This window comes from Spirillospora sp. CA-128828 (assembly GCF_050945415.1).
GTDB lineage: Bacteria > Actinomycetota > Actinomycetes > Streptosporangiales > Streptosporangiaceae > Spirillospora.
Genome location: NZ_CP191986.1, coordinates 7,360,002 through 7,380,822, shown reverse-complemented (window position 1 = coordinate 7,380,822; position 20,821 = coordinate 7,360,002). Strand labels below are relative to the sequence as shown.

The window sequence follows — 20,821 nt, the reverse complement described above, 5'->3', positions numbered from 1 at the left end:
TGCAGCCCCGGTGGCCACCTGTTCTCCGGCTCGGCGTGCGACCCATACTGACTCCACTCGCACATCGGAGGATCTGATGCCCTACTTCGAACTGACCGGCGGCGTTCCGCTCTACTACGAAGATCACGGCAATGGCGCGCCGGTGGTGCTCCTGCACGGCTGGACGATGAACAGCACCTTCTGGGGGGACAACGTCCCAGCCTTGGCAGCCGGCAACCGCGTCATCACGGTCGACCTCAGAGGCCACGGATCGTCGGGCAAGACACCGGAAGGACACACCCTGGGGCAGTACGCACGCGACGTTCGGGCGCTCATCGAGCACCTCGAACTCGATCACGTCGCCCTTGTCGGCTGGTCGATGGGGACCGACGTCATCCTCTGGTACGTCCATCAGTACGGCTGCGACCGGCTGCGGTCGGCCGTCTTCGTCGACCAATCGCCCCGCTTCCTCAACGCCGACGACTGGGATTTCCCTCTGCTCGGCAACTACACGCGCACCGACTTGGCGGTGTTCGCCCAGACCGTGCGCCATGCCCGTCCGGACGCCATCAAACCCTTCATCGCCGCATGCTTCGCCGAACCTCCAACCAGCGATGTGATCGATGCCGTCTATGCCGAGACGACCAAAACCCCCACTGAGGCGGCCCTGAGCGTGTGGATGGACATGGCCCACGCGGATCTGCGCCCCCTTCTGCCCCAGGTGACGGTGCCGGTTCTGCTCGCCTACGGCCGGCGAAGCAAGGTCTTTCCCGGCGACCTGGCCGGCCTGCTCGCCGAAGCCCTGCCCGATGCCCGCTCTGTCCGCTTCGAGCACAGCGGCCACGTTCCGTTCGCTGAAGAGGCCGAGCGCTTCAACGAGGTCCTCGCTGAGTTCCTCGCCAAGCCAGAGTGACCACATGGGCCTCGCCGACCCCTGCTTCGGTCCTACTGGACCCGTTTCCCGCCTTTCAGTGAAACTCTTGCCGGGCGGAAGGTGTGCGCATCAGCATGTGGCCAGGAGCGGATCGGGCCTGCAATGTGACCGACGACGAGCATGCCCTGCGCCGGTTCGCCGATACGCCTCCGACCCTCGACGCGTGGACCAGCCATCAGGGGCTCCGGGAATGCAGTGCACTCACCGTAGCGGCACTGGTCCGATTAGAGGTCTGGAGCACAGAAAACCATGATGAGCCGCAACGGAGCGGATCGGTCCGCGGTTTGTGTGATGGGGCGCCAACGACCGGGCGGCGTCGACGCCGGTCAGCCGAATCTGGCACGGGTGTACAACCGCCTCCTAGGCGGGAAGGACAATTTCGCAGCCGACCGCGAGTGCGTGGACGGGATCCTCAAGATCGTTCCGCAGTTCGGTCATATCGCCCACGCCAACCGCAGGTTCATGGAGCGGACGGTGCGGTACCTGGCCAGGATGGGAATCACACAATTCCTCGAACTCGGCTCGGGTCTGCCCGCCAGACCGAATGTGCACGAGGTCGCGCAGGCCGTGATTCCCGGAACTCGCGTGGCCTACGTCGACAACGACCCCGTCGTGGTCAGTCATGGACATGCGCTGCTGGCCGTCGACGGTGCGACCACGATGATCGAAGCCGATCTGCGGGACCCCGTCGCGCTCTTGCACCGCCAAACCCTGCTCGACCTGGAACAGCCGGTAGCGGTGCTGCTCTTTTCCGTTCTCGACCACATCAACGACGGGGACGATCCTGCCGGCATCGTTGCCTGGCTCATGAGCCAGGTCGCCTCAGGCAGTCACCTGGTCCTGTCGCATTTCACCAACGACTTCGACCGAGATACATGTACGACCCTTGCTGATTTCACACACGAGAACGACATCTCAATGACCATCCGCAGCCATGAAGATATTCAGGGTTTCTTTTCAGGTCTGACGCTACTTGAACCCGGCCTGGTGCAGTTGCCCCAGTGGCGACCGTCGCTGCGAAGGAGCGACACCAAAATCCGCCCCGCCACCGACCGCATATGGGCGTATGGCGGTGTGGCGCGCAAACCTTAACGACGGCCGACGGCGACGACCCCCGAGACGCTGGCGCTCGTCGCGCACCATCTGCGTCAGCCACCCGAGTATGACCAGGACCTGCGCAATCCGCTCCCGTTGCACCGCGCTCGCATGGCGGAGGAGTACATCCTGCCGCTCGTCGACGAGCCGGAAGATGATGTTGAGGCCGCAACGGACGAGTAACCAGCCGCCCGGCTCGCGCAAGACGTATACGTCCCGATCAGACCGGCAGCGTTCCCCCGGCACTGCAGGCCGTTGGGCACCTCTGCCGGCCACCGGCACTGTCGCCGACCGCTGGCTCGGCCGGGCCGATGAACTGCTGACCGCCCGACGCCAGCCCGACGACGCGGCCTTTCTGCGGTTCTACACCCCCGAGTATGGCGTATTGCAGCGCGCCACTTACTACATGTCGAGGCCGCGGGCTTTACCAGAGATGCGCAGTCCGCTCGCCGACGTCCACGGCCGGGACGGGCGCGAGGGCTTCGTAGTGGTGCGTGCGTCCAAGTTCTCCTGCTCGGCGACCGGGCGCCGGTGGGGCGGTTCGTTTCTGGTGCACGGTCCGGTTGATCAGGTCTCTCAAACCGACTCCCCGCGGGCGACGAGTGCGTGCCGACGACGTCGATGTTTCGGCGTCATAGCTGACGGCTCATGTCGTCAGATCGGTGTGCCACCTCATCCCCCCGGGAGGCCTCTACGATGGTGATCCGAGAACAGACGTCTCATGACCCGTTCGGCGAGTGGGCGAAGCACAAGGGGCGAACTGGCCGCCGGAAGGTCGCCAGTGGTGCCCGACCGGCCGGGAATGGCCTGCGCTTCGCCTTCTATGGGCGGACCTTGACCACCGGTCATCAGGATCGGCGGACGTCGTACGGGTGGCAGCGTGAAGTCGCCGACTCCCTTATCGCCGACGAAGGCACGATCGTGGCCGAGTACTTCGACGCCGATGCTCACGCGAGGCGCCGTGGTTACGACGTCCACGGGCGGCGGCACTGCTCGAAGCCCTGACGGCCCGCACCTTCGGTTGTTGGAGGTAGGCAAGGGGCGAGTTTGTTCAGCCTCATGGTGCGCAGGTTCGAACCCGGTGCGGGACACACACAGCATCTACGCAGCCACGACCAGGCACAACACGTGGCCGTCTGGTCGTAGAGGCTCAGATATCTCTGAAGTGAAGACGGCGGATCTGGGAGCTAGGCCCGTGACCTCTACCGTGTCAAGGTCGTCCCGGTCAACCAATGACCTGCACATTGTCGAAATGCCGCAGGTCAGTGTTGGTCGTTAACGTTTGTTAACGCCTGTTCAGGACGGTTCGGGAACCCTGCGTGCTCCCGCCGTTCCCCGCCCCGGGCGGGAGCAGCGGGAGCACGCAGGGGCAGCGGCGGTGTGCGGCTTCCTCGTTTCGGGCTAAGTAGGGGAGCTTTGCCCTCTGGGTCTCTGCAGACGGTCGCTCATCCTTTGGTGCACCCCTTCCACATGTCACAGGCATCGTCAATGTCCTGACCACGATGAGTGTGGTGTGCACCGTGAGCAGCGCCTCGACATCGAGACCGACCCGCTCGGCGGTCTGCGGCGCAGGAGACGCTGGCGTTCGGCCAGTGGGGCGTGGCCTCCTCAGCGGGCGACGCTTCGACGTACGAGGGGAGCCGGGCCGGTGGCCGCCTTCTCGGACGCCGTTTCGATCACTTCGTCTAGGACGTCGCGGGAGCGAAGCAGATCGGCGATCATGCGCTCGATGCGCGCGCGCTCCGCGGTGAGTTCGTCGACCAGTCGTGGGGTGGCGATCTCGTTCGGGCGACCGTCGGCGTCTTTCATGCAAGGCAGCAGTTGTGCGATCTTCCGGCTGTTCAGGCCCGCGGCATAGAGCGTCTGGATGCGTATGACGCGGTCGACCGCCCACTCGCCGTACTCCCGGTGGCCGCCGGGTGTCCGCTCCGCGCGCAGCAGTCCTTGTGCTTCGTAGTAGCGCAGGGAACGCTCACTCACACCGCTGCGCCGGGCCAGTTGGCCGATCCGCATTCCGCACCTCGGGTGACGATGACTTGAACCTGACACTGATGACAACTTTTACCATGCCGGCTGAGCGACTCGTTTGCGAGGAGGCATTGATGAGTGATTTGACCGGCAAGGTGGCGCTAGTGACCGGCGGCAGCCGTGGGATCGGCGCGGCGGTATCAAGTCGGCTGGCCAAGCAGGGGGCGGCGATCGCGCTGACCTACGTCCAGGGCTCGGACCAGGCGCGCGAGGTCGCCAAGCAGATCGAGGCGGACGGTGGCAGGGCGGCGGTCATCCAAGCCGACCTGGCACATCCAGAGGCGGCAGCGCATGCAGTGGAACAGACGGTGAGAGAGCTAGGCGGCATCGACATCCTGGTCAACAACGCGGGCTTTCTGACCTACGGCCCGGTGGCGGAAGTGTCGGTCTCGGACCTGGACCGGGTGCTCGCCGTGGACGTCCGGTCGGTGTTCCTGGCCGCCCAGACGGCCGCCCGGCACATGGGCGAGGGCGGGCGGATCATCAGCGTCGGGTCGTGCTTCAACGGACGCGTTCCCGGCTCGAACTTTGTCCTGCAGGCGATGGCCAAATCCGCGCTCATCGGGCTGACCAAGGGACTGGCCCGGGAACTGGGGCCGCTCGGGATCACCGCCACCATCGTGGACCCGGGCCCGATCAACACCGACATGAACCCGGCCGACGGCGATACAGCGGACTTCCAGCGATCCCTCACTGCCCTGGGACGGTACGGCGAGGCCGAGGACATCGCCGCCGCAGTGGCCTACCTGGCTGGCCCCGGTGGCCGCTATGTCACCGGCACCTCGCTCGCCGTGGACGGCGGGTACACCGCCTGACGGGGTCCCCACGCGCCCTCGCGGAATCCGCCGCAGCGACCCCAGTGCGGCCGAAGCGAACAGCACAGCGGTCCAGACGAGCGTGGCGTCGGCCGAGGGAGTGGGGTGTTCGCGTCGAAGAGTACGCGCTCTTGAATCCGCAGCTGCGGCCCGGCGCAAATGCCGGCCGCCATGGTCCTTGTGACTGGGAAGACGGTCTACCGGATCCGCCACCGTAAACGTCGACGCGAGTGGTGAAGGTAGGGGCGCGGCGATGGTCCCGCCCCGGATGCGGACGTCAGTACGTCTCTCAGAGGCCAAAGTCGACAGACCTCGTGAACCTCCTGAAGGAGTAGCCCTGCACGACCTTGTGGAGTTCGGTGAGGCTCTCCCACAGGAGCCCCGCCCCGTAAGGGTCGACCAAGGCTATATCCCGCTCTTCGCTGGCGATCTCGCGGCCGACGTGGCCAGCAGGTTCACCAGAGGCGAGAGGGCACCGCAGGTCCGCCACGACCGGCCTGAGCGTCGTCGACTCGTCGAATTCTGGGAAGTCGAGCCCGAACATCAGGACTACCTGCAGAAGTACCCAAACGGCTACACGTGCCATTTCCCCCGCCCCAGCTGGAGGACTGCCCAAGCGGACCGCCGGAGCCTGACGCTGCGGGACGGCGCGGGCGTCAGTGCGCACCGTTCTCGGCGATGCGCTGGGCGACCTCCCGGCCGGGTGACGAGGGCGCGCGGTGGCCGGTGGACCATCCCCGCGTGCCCGGGGAGCACCGTAGCCGAACCGGGTTCGCCGACGCCGCATCATCCCGCGTGCACGGGGAGCACAGTTCCAGCCACCGGCCGTCCGTGCCGGCGATGGGACCATCCCGCGTGCGCGGGAGCACCGACATACCGGAGGCGTCCGGGGTGACCGTGGAGGACCATTCCCGCGTGCGCGGGGAGCACTACACCGAAATGGTGCCCGAGACGTTCGCTGCGGGACCATCCCCGCGTGCGCGGGGATGGTCCCGAGGCCGCCATCGCGCGGGTCGCTCCCAGGCCGTGCTCCCCGCGGAGCGTCGCATGGTTGAACGCGTCGACCTGTGCGAGGTCGAGGAGGTCGACTCCGACGACCCGTGGGTGTGCGAACTGCCCGCCGCCCATCCGGGAGGGCACAGCTTCGAACTCGAGTCCGGTGGCGGACGCGCTCTCACGCCACAGCGTGAAATGCAGATGGTGGACGCGGTTCGTCGCGTTCTGGCCGAGGACAGGGCCCGTGAGGAGCCTGAGCGCAGGAATTAGCGGCAGCCCGTCGAGCTCTCGGTTCGGGCAGGGGGATGACGAGGTGGAGAACGAGAATCCGCGCTACGGGCGGGTCTCCGGGCACGGCACGATCACCGAACCCGTTCCGCACGCGGTCACCGAGGGTGCGCGTGTCCCGAGCGGCGGACGGGTTCCGGTCCGGGCACGGCGGGATAAGTCGGGCGGGAAGCGCGGTGACGCGGCCCGATAACCGGCGCGACAGGGTGAGGAAGAACAGCGCCGCCGCAGGTCGGCGGCGGGTCCGGGGCGCCTGGTCGAGGCCCTGGCCGCGGTCGGCTTCAGACGTTATGTCCACCCGCCCGTCACGGCCGGTCACAGCCCGCGCGACGGGCATTCGAACGAGAAGTCGCGCCACGGCACCCCCGGGCGGCCGCCAACCGCGACTTTTCGTTCTCATGCTCGTCATGGCCCGAGGCAGGCGTACCAGGAGGAGGGCCCGTACACCTGAGCGCCTGTTCCTAATCCCCAGAGTGATCGTTGACCTTGATGGTGATACCGCCGCGTGGCGACGCTGATGGCGGTGTGGACGGTGCCTCGCGCGCCGTGAGACGACGCGCTTGGAGGAGATGGGCCCGCTTGATGCGGCGGAACGTCGGGCTCGCGCGGGCTTACCGCTGGGATGTCAGCATGTCGATCTCACCGCCTGGTGCGAAGGGGTCGAAGCCGTGCTCGATCAGCCAGCGGATCGGTCGCAGGGTTCGTAGCGACCACCATGCGCGGATCACGTCAAGGTCGACGTCGGTGCCGTAGCCGGCGATGACGTCGCCGAGGTGTTCTTGGTGTCCGAGTGTCAGGGTGGCGAGGTCGAACAGGGCGTCGCCTTGGGCCGCCTCGGTCCAGTCGATCACACCGGTGATCTCGTCACCGTCGGTGAACACGTGGGTGACCTGGAGGTCGCCGTGGGTGAACACCGGTGTCCATGGCCGGAGTGCGGCCTCGGCGATCCGGCGGTGGCGCGTGACCACGTCGGCGGGGAGGACGCCGTTGGTGATGAGCCATTCGCATTCGCCGTCGATGTGCGAGGCGACCTGGTCGGGGCTGCGACCGGGCCATGGCGGCAGTGGTGCGTCGTGCAGCTTCCGTACGGCGGAGCCCGCCGCGGCCCACGCCGCCGGCGACGCGGTCGGCGGTTCGCCGAGGCGGCCGAGTGCCTTCCCGGGGAGGGCGGCGAGCGCGAGCACGGGTGGTTTCCGCCAAAGGACCCGCGGAGTCGGGATCGGCGCCATGGCCATCGCCTCGACCTCGACATCGGTACGCGTCTGATCAGCGTCGATCTTCAGGAACACCTCACCGACGCGCAGGGTCGCGCACTCGTGATGGGCGACGACGACCTCGACCTCATCCACGTCTTCCACGCCGGTCATTATCGACGGGGATGACCACCGACGTCGCCGAGCTTTTTCCCGCGCGACCGCGCGTGGGGCGGGCGTGCCTGGGTCGCGTCCAGTTGCCCGCAGGTGGTCAAGCGGGCGGTAGCGGTGCGGCTTCAAGGTCGGGTTGCCGAGTGCGGATCGTCTGCGGACTGTCTCTGTTGCCCCTTCATTCGGAAGGTGCGCACATGCACAGCATGCGTGGTCAAGAGAGAGATCGGGAGATACGACCATGATGGCCAATGGTGATCCCAAACCTGATCCGGCCCCCCCGGTGCCCATCCCACCGATTCAGCCGGATGAACCGAGCGACCCCGCGCCTATCCCGTGGCCTCCGCCGTGGGCAAAGTGAGGCGTTCGTAGGACAGTGAACTGGCACCCCGGGGGAGTGGTATCCCCGCTCCTCCTGGGGTGCATTTTCGTTAAGGCCGTCGAGGTCGAGCACACGATGATGTGGCTGCTGGCTGCTGGCTGCTGGCTGCTGGCTGCTGGCTGCTGGCGGGTGGGCTGGGAGAATCGTGGGTGTGGGCGCGCGTAGGGGTGTGCAGGCGTGCGCGAACTGCGGGCGTTCGTTGAGCTCGCTGGCGATCCAGTCCAGGTCGGTCTGATCCAGCTTCCGGAGGTCGGCGTTCTTAGGCATGTACTGGCGCAGGAGCCGGTTGGTGTTCTCGTTGGTCCCGCGTTCCCGGGGACTGCGCTTGTGGCAGAAGTAGACCTGCATCCCGGTGTCGGCAGCGAGCGCCTGGTGCTCGGCCATCTCGCGGCCGCGGTCCCAGGTGAGCGTCTGCCTGAGTGGTTGGGGAATGCGCAGCAGTCGGCGGGTGGGGTAGGGGCGGACCTCGTGGGCCTTGATGCCGTCGGGTAGAGCGACCAGGGCGGTGAACCGGCTGGTGCGCTCCACCAGTGTGGCGATCGCCGACGGGCGCGTTCCCATCATCAGGTCGCCCTCCCAGTGGCCGGACAGGACGCGTGCGTCGACCTCGGCTGGGCGGGCGCTGATGGAAACCATGTTCCGGATGACGCCGCGGCCGGTGCGCTGTTTGGCGCATTTGGGCTGCCGCATGGGGCGTGTGGTCCGCAGTCGTTGGGTCAGTGTCCGATCGAGGTTGCGTCGGCGGCGCGGGTCGAACAACGACAGGTAGATCGCCTCGTGTGAAATCTGCAGATCGGGATCGTCGGGGAAGCTGCGGCGCAGCCAGCCGGAGATCTGTTCTGGAGACCAGTGCGGGGTGAGCTTGGCTTCCACGATCGCGCACAGCTTCGGGGTGCGGGTCAGCTTTGGCGCCTTGGGGCGGCGGGCGCGCTGGTAGGCGGCCTGATCGGCGGTGACGGCGCGGTAGGTGTCCCGTCCGCCATTGCGCGCGATTTCGCGTGAGATGGTCGAGGCGGCCCGGCCGAGCCGGCGCGCCAAGAGGCGGGCGGATTCCCCTGCTGCCAGGCCGCGCGAGATCTCTTCCCGCTCGGCGCAGGACAGGTGCTGGGTGGAGCGTTGCTGAGGCTGATGGCGGATGCCGCCGGTCTGCGCGAGGTATCTGCGGATGTGATGCATCGGCACGCCCAGCACGCGTCCCATCGAGCTGAACGACTCACCTGCGCGCCATCGCTGCCAGATCTCGTCCTGCCGAGCTGGTGAGAACCCGTAGTCCCGCACACGACCCTCCATCACCACAAGATCAACTTATGGCGATGCACTGATCATTTGAGCCCAAGATCGTTTGTGAGAGCCGGGGTGACCGCCACGGCGACGATGACGGATCAGCACCCCGACTGCCCCACCAATGGCAGACTCTGTCGGGAATCCTTCTGTGGTTCGTTCCGGCATGGTCGAGGCAAGGCCGCATGCTGCCGGCCGAGTCGTGGTCCACCTGTTTCTGCTGTCTCAGCAGGCCATCGGCGCAGGCGATCGTCGACATGTCTCCTCGGCGCCGACCAGGGCGACGAGGCCGCCGCCCTGACGTCGTCCGCAATCGAGGCCCTGCACGCGGAAGTCGAGTGGATCGCGCTGGACAACATGTCCAGCGAAGAAATGCGGTACATCGTCGTACTGCGCGGGACGGAAGGGCCCCGACTCGAGGCATCCGGCAACGTCACGTTGTCCACGGTCAGGTCCGTCGCGCAGACCGGGGTCGACGCGATATCCGTCGGCGGCATCACGCACAGCGCGCCGGTCTTCGACCTCAGTCTTTTGTTGACACCGACGACGCTCGCGGGCGAATCGCCGCGCGCCGCGGCCGATGGACGCCCGACGCAGAGGTTCGGATGAACCACCGGGAAGCGTACGGTGCGTCGTGGCTAGGCGGGAATGGAGCCCGCATCGCCGGCGGCCGGATCCGGGGCACGGAAGGTGCGACGGTACGCCGCCGGGGCGACTCCGGCCTCCGCCGCGAGGTGCCGCCGCAGCGAGGTGGCGGTGGCGAATCCGACCTCGTGGGCGACGCGTTCCACCGGCAGATCGCTGGACTCCAGCAGGTGCCGGGCCCGCCGCAGCCGCTGCGAGGTCAGCCAGCGGCCGGGGCTCAGACCGGTCTCCTCCTTGAAGCGCCGGGCGAAGGTACGGGTACTCATCGCCGCGTGCGCGGCCAACTCGTCCAGCGACAGCGGCAGTTCAAGCCGCTGCAATGCCCAGTCGCGGGTCGGCCCGGTGCCGGTTGCGCCCGTCGGCGGCAGTGGCCGCTCGATGTACTGTGCCTGCCCGCCGTCCCGGTACGGCGGCACGACGCAGAAGCGGGCGGCCTGGTTGGCGACCTCGGTGCCGTGGTCCTGGCGCAGCAGGTGCAGGCAGACGTCGAAGCCGCTGGCCGCCCCCGCTGAGGTCAACACGTCACCGTGGTCGACGAAAAGAACGCCGGCGTCGAGCTCGACCCGGGGGAACAGTTCCCGGAAGTGGTCGCTGAGCGCCCAGTGGGTGGTGGCCCGATGCCCATCGAGGAGACCGGTGCCGGCCAGCAGGAAGGCACCGCTGCAGATCGACACCAGACGGGTGCCGGGCCGGACCCTGGAAAGCGCGTCCAGGGCCTTCGAGTCCGTGGCGGCGGCCGGGGCCTGGGTGATGGCGTACCCAGGGATGATCACGGTGTCCGCCTCGGCCAGCACCTCTGGGCCGTGCCCGGGGGTGACGGTCAGGTCCGAGACGGTGCGCACGGACTTCCCGTCCACGCCCGCGGTCACCACCTCGTAGCGGCCACCGGCGGAGCCCAGGACGTGTTGAGGTATGCCGAGTTCGAAGGGGTAGATCCCGTCGACTACGAGGACGACCACCTTGTGGGCGGCGGGCCGCGGTTCTGGGCGCATCGCGCGATCCGGTTCGGCGGTGCGACCGGCTAGGTCGCGGGCGCCGGGAGTACCGGGGGCGGCATGGCGGATGGGCATGGCGAGAATGTATCGGAGGCTGACCTTTCTGCCATGGCCGAGGCCGGCTCGAACGGCAAGGATCGAGGCATGACCTCGAAGGAGGCATTTGAGAACCCGCCCCCCGGGCCGTCGTCGGGATCGAGCAATCTGAGTGTCAATTCGAAGTCGGACGTGTCCGGCCGAGCACAGGAGGTTTCCATGGCCAAGGGCTACTGGGTCAGTGTCTACCCCGCCATTTCCGACCCTGAGGGGCTGACTGCCTACAACGAGCTGGCGGGTCTGGCTGTCCGGGCTGGGGGCGGGCGCGTCCTGTCCAATTTCGGTCGAGTCGTCGCCCACGAGGCCGGAATCACCGAACGCGTCGTTCTGATCGAGTTCGACAGCTTTGAACAGGCGGTCGCGGCATACGAGAGCGAGGCTTACCAGAAGGCGCTGGTGGCCCTCCCCGACGGCTTCGAGCGCGACTTCCGCATCATCGAAGGCATCGACTGACCGGCGCCCAGCCATCGCTGAGCATCCGTCACCTGATACGCACGCGGTGCTGAACGACGACTCACGAGACGAGGTCCGGGCCGGCTGGACTGTCTCGCTGACCTCGTCGACGAAACTCACGCTCGCCCGAAGTGAACCGCGAACCGCTTCTCACACGACAGATCGGTTCAGCGAACACACGGCTTCGATGACCAGGGGCGCATCCTGCATCCATCTGCCGTGTGCCCCGTCGGGCTACTCAGGGTACTGATATACAGTTTGAAGAACCGCAGGTCAAGACCTCTTTCGGGGTGGTTTCGACCGGCGGTTTTTCTGTTGTTGAAGTAGCCCAGGGACGCGCCTGACTGCGCCAGGCTGTCGTAGAGAGCGTTCGCCATCTTGAAGCAGATGGTCAGGATGCTGGCGTGACAGGGTGCGTGGGTGCTCGTACTGGCGGTGGGCGGGTGTCTGGAGCGTAGATCGTCCGTCAGGGTGGTTCGTGGCGGTTCCGGCTCGCGGTACGTGACGCGGCTCCTACGCTCACCCCTATGTCGGATTCCGGGATGCTGGAGCGGATCGTCGCTCGCCGAGTCGAGCTGGAGGAGCAGGAAGAGCGGCTGGTCAAGCAGCTGGCCGAGGTGCGGGTCGAGCGGGACGAGCTGGTGGTGGCCGAGCGTTTCGCGCAGCGGGTCAGCGACCGCGGATGACACACGCGCAGCCTGGGAAAGCCCAGGTCAGTCCAGGGCCTCGTCGTCCTCGTCCAGCTCGGACGCATCCGGGTCGCGCAGCGGGGCGCAGGTCCCGGCCGGGGCTGCTGGCCTTGATGTTGAACAGGTAGCGGCCCAGGAAGTTGATGTGCCGCTCCTTGAGCGGGGAGAGGCGGGCGACGTCCTCGTCCTTGATGCCGTGGCCCTCGGTGCGGAGTTGGGCGACGGCGGCATCCAGGTAGCGGGTGTTCCACAGGACGACGGCGTTGAGGACCAGGCCGAGCGCGACGAGCTGGGCCTCCTGGCCCTCGCGGTACGCCTGGCGGATCTGGCCCCGGCCGCCGTGGCAGATCGCACGGGCCAGGCGGTGGCGGGACCCCCGCACGGTGAGCTGCCGGTTCATCAGCCGCCGGCAGGTGTCGTCGACCGGGTCGACCACGGCGAGCGGGTGCATGGTCTTGTCGATCCGGCTGTACTCGGCGAACGCGGCCCCCAGCGGGGTGGGGTGGCCCTCGCGGCCGAACATCCGCAGCAGGTCGTACGCGCGCACCTGGTTGGTGATCAGCGATCCGGCGACGCGGAGCATGTCCGACCAGTGCGTGACGATCCGCTTGAGGTTGACCTTGTTGCAGGCTACTGCGTCCAGCGGCCCGTATCCCGACGGTTCGTCGCCGTCGGGCAGGTCCGCGCGCCAGAACCGCTTGTCGTTCAGGTCATGGAAGCGCGGGGCGAAGCGGAAGCCGAGCATCTTGTACAGGCCGAACGCCATGTCGGAGTAGGAGGCGTTGTCGGTGGCGACCATCTCCGGCTTCACCCCGCGGTCCAGGTTCAGCCGGTCTTGGGGAACATCGGTACAGCCGTTATCGGTGAGAACGATCATGGTCCGACTGTGGTCGCCGGGAGGGCGTTGACGCGGTTCTCGTACTCGCGGCGGGCCTGCGCTGTGCCGGGATGGCCGGGGTGCCGTCGAGGGGCTGGCAGCGGTCGAGGAGAGCGCGATGGCCTGCGGGCGCGGCGCTCACGCGGAGGGTGTAGCCCTGGCCGCGCCGTACGATCACACCGTGGTCGAGCGCGACCCGTTCGGCGTCGTCCAGCTCGGCGGCGTGGAGATAGTCAGCGACCTTGCCCGGCATGTCGAGGGTGACCGGCAGCTCCGGGGTCGCCGGGGTGTTCTCGTGGCAGGCCCCGGTGTGCTCGGGCATGAGGTCGGTGATGGCGGTGCGGATGGCGCCCGGCTGACGCCGTGCTCGCGGGCCAGGGCGGCGATGGACCGGCCCTCCAGGTAGGCGGTGCGGACGGCGGTGGTCTTCTCAGCCGCGATGGCCGGGCGTCGGCCGCCCTGTGGCCTTTGGCCTGGGCGGCCCGCAGTCCGTCGTAGGTCAGCTCGCGTTGGAGGTCGCGCTGGAGTTCGCCGGCGGCGGCGAGGGTCTGCACCATGAACTTCACCGTGGACAGCAGTTCTCCGGTGCGCGGGTGGCGGGCGGTGAGGTCCATGGCGGAGAAAGCGCCGTCGTGGATGCGCAGGGCGAGGCGGTCGCGGTGCAGGACGTCGAGCACGTCGAGGATGTGCTGGGTGCCGCGTACGAGGCGGAACATCTCGGAGATGTGCACGGTGTCGCCCGGCCGCGCGTAGTTGAGCAGTTCGCTGAACTTCGGCCGCTGGAGCGGGTGGATGGGGCTGGAGGTGCCGGCCTGTTCCTCGAAGGTGACTGGGTCCTCGATCTAGGCCTCGTCGAGGACGAGGTGCTGCCGGGCGGTTGACTGCTGGTCGGTCGAGACCCGCTTGGCCTCGAAGGTCATCGGGGATTCCTGGGAGGCTTGTGGAGGAAGGGTTCGAGGCGGGCGGCGGTCTGGCGGTATCGGCTGACGGGGACGAGGTGGACGCCGTCGAAGGCGCCGCTCTCGCGGATGGCCAGGACGTGGTCGCAGGCGGCGGCGATGCCGGCGTCGGGGTCGGCTTCCACGGCTTGGACGAGTGCGTCGGGGATGGTGATGTCGGGGATGGTGGCGGCGAGGTTGCGGGCCATGGTCGCGCTGGCCAGGACCATCACTCCGGCGTAGACGGGTGCGTTGATGGTGATGGTCTCGCGCCAGCGCAGCAGGTCGTCGAGGCTGTAGCTGACCTGGGCGAACACGAAGTCGGCCTGCTGCTTCCAGGCGGGCAGCGGCCGCATGCCGGAGGTGACGCCGATCTGGAACTCCGGATGCCCGGTGAAGACGGGGTCGGAGGTTGCGGCGCGGGCTTGGTCGAGCATGGACCGCACGGTGAGTTCGCCGGTGCGGTTGCCGGAGGCGGGCTTGTCGCCGTAGACGAACAGGAACCGCTGGACACCGTAGGCGGCGGCGGTCAGCAGGTCCCGTTGAAAGCCGAGCAGGTTGCGGTCGCGGGCGTTCAGGCAGGCGATCCCGGTCGCTCCCATCGCCTGCACCTCGTGGGCGACCGCCACGCTCGACACCGTCGCCCGCCCGATGTGGTTGTCGGGGATCAGAAACGCGTCCGCGACGGCGTCCAGTACCCCGATCTGGTGTCGTACCCGCCGAAGATCCGGTCGGGTCGGCGGCTCGATCTCACACACCACCTCGAACCCACGTGTCATGCCCCTCACCCTAGACGGCCGGCCACCGGGCCCGTAGAGCCATGATCAATCTCAGCGCCATCGGTTGTCCGCAGGTTCCTCAACCCCGTACCTGGCGGCTGGGGACACGTTCGGGAGCGGAGGGCACACGGCGGGTGCTTACACCCCGAGTCGCGGAGCCAGGGCGGCAGCGGGAGATGAATCAAGCCGGATGAAGAGGACTACGGGAATCCGTGCAGAGGGCTACGGGAACCGACAACCTCTGCACGACCGGACGCGGCCTAGAGGTGTCGAAAAACGTGTCGGGAAGTCGAAGTGTTCAACTAGTCGGGCAGCACCTTTTTCGTACAGTCGCCGCTCCTTGGAGGGACCGCATCGTGACGTCGTGACGAACACCGAACTCCCGGCCGGCCCGTCGCTGGAGGACTCGCTGGCCCCCGAACCCGCGATGGGCGGCGGCATGTTGATCGGCTACGCCCGGGTGTCGCCGGCGGGCAGCGGCTGGACCGGCAGACCGCCGCGCTGAAGGCGGCCAGGTCCCGGATCTACGCCGACAAGAAGTCCGGCAAGAACGTCGAGCGCGAGGAGCTGGCCAAGGCGCTGGAGTAGGCCCGGCCCGGCGACACGTTGGTGGTGCCATCGCTGGACCGCCTCAGCCGGTCCCTGCAGGACCTCATCGCGATCGTCGCCGAGCTGCGCACCCGCGAGATCGGGTTCCGCAGCCTGCATGAGGCGATCGACACCACCACGTGCGGGGGCCGCCTGGTCTTCCACGTGTTCGCCGCGCTGGCCGAGTTCATCCGCGAGCTGATCGTGGAGCGCACCCGCGAGGGCCTGGAGGCCGCGCAGGCCCGCGGGTAGCGCCTCGGGTGGCCGCCGGCGCTCACGCCGGACCAGGTCCGCCAGGTCCATACCCTGTTGGCCTGTGCGGACGAGTCGGTCTCTTCCATCGCCCGGCTGCTGCAGGTGAGCCGGTCCACGCTCTACAAGTACGTGCCCGAGGCCAAGGGCGGCGCCCTGGCCGTCACTGCGGACCAGGTCCGGCCGGGACCGATCCGGAGCCGGACCATGATGTCGTCCGCGACGCCGTCAGCGACGCCGTCCGCGACGACGAGGACGCCGACGCCGGGGCCGGGTGGGCAGCGCGGTTGTCAACGTGGCCGTCGCGCTCCGGGCGGCCCGGCGGCACGGAGCCCCCGGTGCGCCCTGACCCGGACGGGTTGAGGGCGTCCGCCACGGCCGGTGTCGGGTTGATCATCCGGACGGCGGCGCTGCGCGTCGTCCTCACAGTCGAGACGTCGATCGCGGCGCGGCCGCCCAGCGCGCTACATCAATATCAGGAACCCAGAAGGCACTGCCCACCGATTGGAGCTCTTGAACCGGGTGACGCACGGAGGCCCGTTGCTTAGCGTGACCGGCTTCGGCGGATGTTCAGAGACATGATCGTCCCCGGCCTGGGCCCACGAGCGAACATCGAGCGAACATAGGGTTTGGATCGATCCAAATCAGCCAGAAACACTCTCGAACTCGGCGAGAATGGGCTGGTCGGGCGGGGTGCGCCGTCAGGGACTTGAACCCCGAACCCGCGGATTAAGAGTCCGCTGCTCTGCCAATTGAGCTAACGGCGCGTGTCGGCGCGGGTCTCGGCCGTGGCCGGGGCCCCTCGCGACAGGAAGAACAGTATCAGGACCTGTGGACCAGTGCGAACCGGTTTAGTCGCGGACGGGGAGGACGCTCATCATGCCTCGCCAGAGGGCTATGGCGGTGGCGCGGGAGCTCACGCCGAGCTTGGCGTAGATGCGGTTGACGTGGTTCTTGACCGTCTTCTCGCTGAGGAAGAGCTGGCGGGCGATCTCGCCGTTGGAGCGTCCGGTGGCGATGAGGTCCATGACCTCCGATTCGCGGGCGGACAGGCCGAGGCTGGTGCGGGACGCGTGGCGGACGCCGCGGAGGAGGTCGTGGGCGGTGAAGGAGCCGGGGACGAGGTGGCCGCAGGCGCCGGAGCGGAGGGCCGCCTCGGCGCCGGGGGCGTCGTCCGCGGCGAGGATGAAGACGCGGGAGGACGTGCTGAGCGGGGAGGTGTGGGCGGCGGCGCCGGCGTCCAGCAGGACGATGTCGGGCCGCAGCCGTTCGGCCAAAGGGAGGGCCGCGGAGGGGTCGGGGGTGTCGGCGACGACCTCGAGCTCGTCGCTGGCGTCCAGCAGGGAGATCACGCTCGCCCGGACCCGCGGGTCGCCGTTCACCACGATCACCCGCAGTGGGGCCGTCTCGTCGACACTCATCCGTCGCCCTTGGCGTGTCGCTGACATCTCTTAGGGACGGAGCATAACCGGACGATCATCGAGAGTCGATCGGACACGGCGGACGGCCGGGGCCCGGGAAGAACCCGAGACCCCGGTCTGACGACCGGGGTCTCGGGTCTGGGGTGAGTGAGGGGACTTGAACCCCCGACATCTTGGACCACAACCAAGTGCTCTGCCAGCTGAGCTACACCCACCGTGGCCGGGACCGATCCCGGCTCCAAGTAGTGTAGCGGCTCCCGGAGGGTGGGTCAGCCGGAGGTGACGCCGGCGGCGATGCCGCGGGCGGTGTCGGAGTCCGGGCCGGGCTGCGGGACGAAGACGGCGGCGCGGTAGTAGCGCAGTTCCTGGATGCTCTCGGTGATGTCGGCGAGGGCGCGGTGGCCGCCCTTCTTCTCCGGGCTGGCGAAGTAGACGCGCGGGTACCAGCGGCGGGCCAGTTCCTTGATGGAGGAGACGTCCACCATCCGGTAGTGGAGGTGGCCGTCGAGGGCCGGCATGTCGCGGGCGAGGAACGACCGGTCGGTCGCGATGGAGTTGCCGCAGAGGGGTGCCTTCTTGGCGTCCTTCACGTGGCTCCGGACGTACTTGAGGACGATGTCCTCGGCCTCGGCGAGGGTGACGCCGCCGGGGAGCGCCTCCAGGAGACCGGACTTGGTGTGCATGTCGCGGACGACCTGGGTCATCTGGGTCACCGACTCGGGCGGCGGTTTGATCACCACGTCGACGCCCTCGTCGAGGATGTTGAGCTCGCTGTCGGTGACCAGCGCGGCTATCTCGATGAGCGCGTCGTTGCGCAGGTCGAGTCCCGTCATCTCGCAGTCGATCCAGACCAGCCGCTCGTTCATGGATTCACCCTACGGCCATGAACGACTGCGCGGGGCATTGCGGGCGTTCGATTTAGGAGGTCACGCGGCGGGTGATATGTCCGGGGACGGGGATGCCGGGGCGGAGGAGAGGGTCGGGGGCGGGCGTGCCGAACGTCTGCCGGACGGGGAGGACACCGGCCCAGACGTCCAGGTCGTAGTCGGATTCCTCGTCTCCGGGCGGGCCCTGCCGCACCTTGACGGACGCCTCGTCCAGGGAGAGGGCCAGGACGGAGACACCGGCCATCTCCTTGCGGGTCGGCAGGCGGGCCACGTCCCACTGGCCGGGGGCCAGTTGCTCGGTGACGACGCGGAGGCCGGTCAGCTTCTCGTCCGGGTCGTCCACGAGCCGGGGTGTGCCGAAGATGACGGCGCTGCGGTAGTTGATCGAATGGTGGAACAGGGAGCGGGCCATGACGATCCCGTCGAGATGGGTGACGGTGACGCAGATGTCCTGGGACGGCCCGGCCATGAGGCTGCTCGCCCCGCTGGAGCCGTGCACGTAGAGCGTGTCGTCGAGACGCCCGTAGCCGGTGGGAATGACGCGCGGCGAGCCGTTCACGGTGAGGCCGAGGTGGCAGATCATGCCGTCGTCCAGGATCTCGTACAGGACGGAACGGTCGGCGCTGGAACGTTCCGGATAGCGGCCCAGGCGTGTGCGTGCGGTCGAGGAGAGTGGGTTCATGTCCGTTTACGCTAGGAGACGAGTGGCCTGGCGGGTATGGCCACTTGATGCGTATAGCCGGAGACCACTTTGTCGATCGATCTGCCCCTCTCCATCGAGAGGGACGACAAGGAGCCGATGAGCGCGCAGCTCGTCGCTCAGTTGCGCGCCGCCATGGGGGAGGGACGGCTTGCCGCGGGGGAACGGCTGCCGTCCAGCAGGGCGCTGGCCGGCCTGCTCGGTGTGAGCAGGACGGTCGTGACGGGGGCCTATGAACAGCTCTATGCGGAGGGCTGGCTGGAGGGCCGGCATGGCTCCGGCACGTACGTCACCGAAGGTGTCGCAGCCCCACCGACGCCGAGATCACAGAAGCCCAAGACGAAACCAATAAGAAGGACAGCGGCCCCACACGAGATCGACCTGAGGCCCGGTATCGCGTGGATCGGAGCGCTGGACACGCCCGCATGGCGCAGAGCCTGGCGGCTGGCGGCGGGAATGCCTCCGCAGCAACGTCAAGACCCGCACGGGTTGCCGGGCCTGCGACGAGCGCTCGCCGATTACATCAGACGCAGCCGCGGTGTGACCTGCCCTCTGGACGGCCTCCTCGTCACGCGTGGGGCGACGAACGGGATCGATCTCCTGGCCGCGACCGTGCTTCGTCCGGGGGACCGCGTGGGCGTCGAGGAGCCCGGCTATGGCAGAGCACGCGCGGTCCTCAGGGGACGTGGCGCTGAACTGGTTCCCTGTCCTGTCGACGAGCACGGCGTCATCGTCGATGGTCTTCCCGATGACCTGCGCATCGTCTACACGACGCCGTCGCACCAGTATCCGATGGGCGGCGTCCTGCCCGTCCCGCGCCGGCAGGCCCTGCTGGCGTGGGCGAGGCGCAACGGGGCGCTCATCGCCGAGGACGACTACGACGGCGAGTTCCGCTACGACGTCGCGCCCCTGCCCGCGCTCTACGGCCTGGACCCGGACGTGGTCGTCTACCTGGGCACCACGGCCAAGATCCTCACCGCGGACATGGGCGTCGGCTGGCTGGCCGGACGGCCCGACCTCGTGGCGGAGGTGGCGCTGCGCCGCGAGGAGTTGAACGACCGCACCGCCATCGTGCCGCAGGACGCGTTGAGGGTGCTCCTGGAACGCGGTGATCTCGACAGGTACGTCCGCCGGATGCGCGGCGAGTACGCGCGCCGCCGCGAGGTGGTGGTGCAGGCGCTGAGCGGGCTCCGCCTGCTGGGTGACACGGCCGGGCTACATCTCGTCGTGGACGTTCCGGAACACGTGGCCGACCGCGTCGTCGGCGAAGCGGCCGGACGGGGGGTCGTGGTCGAGACGCTGGACCGCCACCACATGGGGCCGGTGCGGGCTTCCGGCCTGGTGATCGGTTACGGAGCCGCCGCGACCCTGGCCGAGCTCCGCAAGGGCTGCGAGATCGTCCGGGATCTGGTCGGGTAGCGCGCAGCGCGAAAGGGCCACCGGCGCGGGCACGGGCCGGTCTCCAGCCGGGACGGTCTCCCGGCCGGGCCGGTCAGTTGGACATGGCGGGCGGGCCGACCGGCACGGGCTCCGAGGCCGGGTGCAGCGGTGCGGGGAGTCCCGGGGGCGGGGGATCGTTCTGCGGCGGGCGGACGGTCTCGGGAGCGAGTGGGCGCGGCGGCAGCAGCCGGGGTCCGCCCGGAGCGGCCGGAAGGCGGGGCTTCGGGATGGGCGCGACCGGGGTCTCGGGACCGGTGATGCGGCGAATGTCGATGCCGCCGGGATCGGGACGGTCGAGCAGCGGCACCTGGGAGGCTCCGTAGTGCCCGCCGCGCGCCCAGTCCCTGCGGCTGCGGTGCGCGTGGTACGACTGCGGCGACGGCAGCGGGGGACCGGCCGGCCAGCGGCGCGCGACGCCCCACGCGTCCAGCCACTGGACGATCGCGTCGAGTCCGGCCAGCGGCGATCCGGTGAACGGTGACCGGGACTGGCCGATCACCATGATCTGCGCGCAGACGCGTCCCTCCCGGCCGACCCGCCCGCCGAGCAGCCGGGCCGCGCGGGTGATCGGGAGCAGTTGGACGATCTGGCCGGTACCGGGATGCCACACGAGGTGCGCCGGCCGTTCCTCCTTGACGAGGTCGGCGGCCACCGAGCGCGCGGAGACGGTGTGCGGGTCGTGCTCACCGGCGCACCAGACCGCGCGGGGAGCACCTCCCCGCAACGCTCCGCCGTCGTGTCGTGCCGGCATGCGGCCGGCTCCCGGCAGCCATGCGTCTGCCACGGTGCGTCCCCCCCAATCGGGCGGTCTAGGCCCCCGAATGGTCTAGTCCTCTTCTCTTAGCCCAGCGAGACTCGTAAGTCCAGCCTGCCGTCTTATGGGCCGGGATGACGGCTCT

The 20,821-nt window shown here is 68.4% G+C and carries 23 protein-coding genes, 2 tRNA genes and 3 pseudogenes; 13 read left to right on the top strand and 15 right to left on the bottom strand.

All coding sequences use genetic code 11. The annotated features are described in order from the left end of the window. Positions 1 to 76: 76 nt before the first annotated feature. The 4 genes and pseudogenes from ACQPXG_RS35475 (at position 77) to ACQPXG_RS35460 (ending at position 3,013) form a co-directional block, all read left to right on the top strand. The gene (locus ACQPXG_RS35475; RefSeq protein WP_433463505.1) at positions 77 to 892 is read left to right on the top strand and encodes an alpha/beta fold hydrolase; all 816 of its coding nucleotides are present in this window, start codon (positions 77 to 79) and stop codon (positions 890 to 892) included. Between the two features lie 270 nt (positions 893 to 1,162). Then, positions 1,163 to 2,005, top strand: a complete 843-nt coding sequence (locus ACQPXG_RS35470; RefSeq protein WP_433463504.1) for an SAM-dependent methyltransferase — start codon at positions 1,163 to 1,165, stop codon at positions 2,003 to 2,005. Positions 2,006 to 2,029: 24 nt separating this feature from the next. Beyond that, positions 2,030 to 2,191: pseudogene (locus ACQPXG_RS35465) on the top strand (RNaseH domain-containing protein); the annotation flags it as partial. Between the two features lie 513 nt (positions 2,192 to 2,704). Then, a complete protein-coding gene (locus ACQPXG_RS35460; protein ID WP_433463503.1) occupies positions 2,705 to 3,013 on the top strand; it encodes a hypothetical protein in 309 nt (102 codons plus the stop codon). Positions 3,014 to 3,616: 603 nt separating this feature from the next. Here ACQPXG_RS35460 and ACQPXG_RS35455 read toward each other — a convergent pair. Beyond that, a complete protein-coding gene (locus tag ACQPXG_RS35455; RefSeq protein ID WP_433463502.1) occupies positions 3,617 to 4,021 on the bottom strand; it encodes a MerR family transcriptional regulator in 405 nt (134 codons plus the stop codon). 23 nt (positions 4,022 to 4,044) lie between these two features. Here ACQPXG_RS35455 and ACQPXG_RS35450 point away from each other — a divergent pair, with 23 nt between their 5' ends. Continuing rightward, on the top strand, positions 4,045 to 4,851 hold the full coding sequence (locus tag ACQPXG_RS35450; RefSeq protein ID WP_433463501.1) for an SDR family NAD(P)-dependent oxidoreductase: 807 nt from the start codon (positions 4,045 to 4,047) through the stop codon (positions 4,849 to 4,851). A gap of 289 nt (positions 4,852 to 5,140) precedes the next feature. Here ACQPXG_RS35450 and ACQPXG_RS35445 read toward each other — a convergent pair whose 3' ends face one another. Beyond that, a complete protein-coding gene (locus tag ACQPXG_RS35445; protein WP_433463500.1) occupies positions 5,141 to 5,395 on the bottom strand; it encodes a hypothetical protein in 255 nt (84 codons plus the stop codon). Between the two features lie 503 nt (positions 5,396 to 5,898). Here ACQPXG_RS35445 and ACQPXG_RS35440 point away from each other — a divergent pair. Beyond that, entirely contained in the window at positions 5,899 to 6,117 is a 219-nt protein-coding gene (locus tag ACQPXG_RS35440) for a hypothetical protein (protein ID WP_433463499.1), read from the top strand. Between the two features lie 629 nt (positions 6,118 to 6,746). Here the strand turns inward: ACQPXG_RS35440 and ACQPXG_RS35435 are convergent. Together ACQPXG_RS35435 and ACQPXG_RS35430 are read right to left on the bottom strand one after the other, a co-directional pair. Beyond that, a complete protein-coding gene (locus ACQPXG_RS35435; protein WP_433463498.1) occupies positions 6,747 to 7,493 on the bottom strand; it encodes a phosphotransferase family protein in 747 nt (248 codons plus the stop codon). 565 nt (positions 7,494 to 8,058) lie between these two features. Further along, positions 8,059 to 9,159 (bottom strand): annotated as a pseudogene (locus tag ACQPXG_RS35430) (IS30 family transposase); the annotation flags it as partial. A 78-nt stretch (positions 9,160 to 9,237) separates the two neighbouring features. On the opposite strand from ACQPXG_RS35430, the gene ACQPXG_RS35425 reads away from it, so the two are divergent. Further along, positions 9,238 to 9,771: a hypothetical protein gene (locus ACQPXG_RS35425; RefSeq protein ID WP_433463497.1), complete on the top strand. Its 534-nt coding sequence runs from the start codon at positions 9,238 to 9,240 to the stop codon at positions 9,769 to 9,771. 29 nt (positions 9,772 to 9,800) lie between these two features. On the opposite strand, the gene ACQPXG_RS35420 is transcribed toward ACQPXG_RS35425, so the two are convergent. Further along, positions 9,801 to 10,799, bottom strand: coding sequence for a GlxA family transcriptional regulator (locus tag ACQPXG_RS35420; RefSeq protein ID WP_433470106.1), 999 nt, complete (start codon positions 10,797 to 10,799; stop codon positions 9,801 to 9,803). Positions 10,800 to 10,910: 111 nt separating this feature from the next. Here ACQPXG_RS35420 and ACQPXG_RS35415 point away from each other — a divergent pair, with 111 nt between their 5' ends. Together ACQPXG_RS35415 and ACQPXG_RS35410 are read left to right on the top strand one after the other, a co-directional pair. Beyond that, complete coding sequence (locus ACQPXG_RS35415; RefSeq protein ID WP_433463496.1) at positions 10,911 to 11,351, top strand: DUF1330 domain-containing protein; 441 nt, start codon at positions 10,911 to 10,913, stop codon at positions 11,349 to 11,351. Positions 11,352 to 11,878: 527 nt separating this feature from the next. Beyond that, the gene (locus tag ACQPXG_RS35410; RefSeq protein WP_433463495.1) at positions 11,879 to 12,037 is read left to right on the top strand and encodes a hypothetical protein; all 159 of its coding nucleotides are present in this window, start codon (positions 11,879 to 11,881) and stop codon (positions 12,035 to 12,037) included. 27 nt (positions 12,038 to 12,064) lie between these two features. On the opposite strand, the pseudogene ACQPXG_RS35405 reads toward ACQPXG_RS35410, so the two are convergent. From ACQPXG_RS35405 to ACQPXG_RS35390, 4 genes and pseudogenes are all read right to left on the bottom strand, one after another. Beyond that, positions 12,065 to 12,869: pseudogene (locus ACQPXG_RS35405) on the bottom strand (Tn3 family transposase); the annotation flags it as partial. Between the two features lie 28 nt (positions 12,870 to 12,897). Then, positions 12,898 to 13,239 (bottom strand): hypothetical protein, encoded by a 342-nt coding sequence (locus tag ACQPXG_RS35400; RefSeq protein WP_433463494.1) that lies wholly within the window; start codon positions 13,237 to 13,239, stop codon positions 12,898 to 12,900. Further along, positions 13,151 to 13,678: a recombinase family protein gene (locus ACQPXG_RS35395; protein WP_433470105.1), complete on the bottom strand. Its 528-nt coding sequence runs from the start codon at positions 13,676 to 13,678 to the stop codon at positions 13,151 to 13,153. Before ACQPXG_RS35395 ends, ACQPXG_RS35400 begins: the two co-directional genes overlap by 89 nt. A gap of 155 nt (positions 13,679 to 13,833) precedes the next feature. Continuing rightward, positions 13,834 to 14,634: a methylenetetrahydrofolate reductase gene (locus ACQPXG_RS35390; protein WP_433463493.1), complete on the bottom strand. Its 801-nt coding sequence runs from the start codon at positions 14,632 to 14,634 to the stop codon at positions 13,834 to 13,836. Positions 14,635 to 14,998: 364 nt separating this feature from the next. Between ACQPXG_RS35390 and ACQPXG_RS35385 the strand changes: the two genes are divergently transcribed. The 3 genes from ACQPXG_RS35385 (at position 14,999) to ACQPXG_RS35375 (ending at position 15,837) form a co-directional block, all read left to right on the top strand. Then, a complete protein-coding gene (locus ACQPXG_RS35385) occupies positions 14,999 to 15,139 on the top strand; it encodes a hypothetical protein (RefSeq protein ID WP_433463492.1) in 141 nt (46 codons plus the stop codon). 107 nt (positions 15,140 to 15,246) lie between these two features. Beyond that, entirely contained in the window at positions 15,247 to 15,474 is a 228-nt protein-coding gene (locus tag ACQPXG_RS35380) for a recombinase family protein (protein ID WP_433463491.1), read from the top strand. Positions 15,475 to 15,531: 57 nt separating this feature from the next. After that, a complete protein-coding gene (locus ACQPXG_RS35375; RefSeq protein ID WP_433463490.1) occupies positions 15,532 to 15,837 on the top strand; it encodes a helix-turn-helix domain-containing protein in 306 nt (101 codons plus the stop codon). A gap of 331 nt (positions 15,838 to 16,168) precedes the next feature. Here the strand turns inward: ACQPXG_RS35375 and ACQPXG_RS35370 are convergent. The 5 genes from ACQPXG_RS35370 to ACQPXG_RS35350 all read right to left on the bottom strand — a co-directional run bounded on the left by ACQPXG_RS35370 (position 16,169) and on the right by ACQPXG_RS35350 (position 18,464). Continuing rightward, positions 16,169 to 16,241: transfer RNA gene (locus tag ACQPXG_RS35370), tRNA-Lys, on the bottom strand. An 84-nt stretch (positions 16,242 to 16,325) separates the two neighbouring features. Further along, positions 16,326 to 16,895 (bottom strand): response regulator transcription factor, encoded by a 570-nt coding sequence (locus ACQPXG_RS35365; RefSeq protein WP_433463489.1) that lies wholly within the window; start codon positions 16,893 to 16,895, stop codon positions 16,326 to 16,328. Between the two features lie 139 nt (positions 16,896 to 17,034). Further along, a tRNA-His gene (locus ACQPXG_RS35360) sits at positions 17,035 to 17,110 on the bottom strand. A gap of 54 nt (positions 17,111 to 17,164) precedes the next feature. Continuing rightward, positions 17,165 to 17,761, bottom strand: coding sequence for an oligoribonuclease (orn, locus tag ACQPXG_RS35355; protein ID WP_433463488.1), 597 nt, complete (start codon positions 17,759 to 17,761; stop codon positions 17,165 to 17,167). A gap of 52 nt (positions 17,762 to 17,813) precedes the next feature. Continuing rightward, complete coding sequence (locus ACQPXG_RS35350; RefSeq protein ID WP_433463487.1) at positions 17,814 to 18,464, bottom strand: pyridoxamine 5'-phosphate oxidase family protein; 651 nt, start codon at positions 18,462 to 18,464, stop codon at positions 17,814 to 17,816. A 69-nt stretch (positions 18,465 to 18,533) separates the two neighbouring features. Here ACQPXG_RS35350 and ACQPXG_RS35345 point away from each other — a divergent pair, with 69 nt between their 5' ends. Further along, positions 18,534 to 19,901, top strand: a complete 1,368-nt coding sequence (locus tag ACQPXG_RS35345) for a PLP-dependent aminotransferase family protein (RefSeq protein WP_433463486.1) — start codon at positions 18,534 to 18,536, stop codon at positions 19,899 to 19,901. 73 nt (positions 19,902 to 19,974) lie between these two features. Here ACQPXG_RS35345 and ACQPXG_RS35340 read toward each other — a convergent pair whose 3' ends face one another. Further along, positions 19,975 to 20,673, bottom strand: a complete 699-nt coding sequence (locus ACQPXG_RS35340; protein ID WP_433463485.1) for a hypothetical protein — start codon at positions 20,671 to 20,673, stop codon at positions 19,975 to 19,977. Between the last annotated feature and the right edge of the window lie 148 nt (positions 20,674 to 20,821).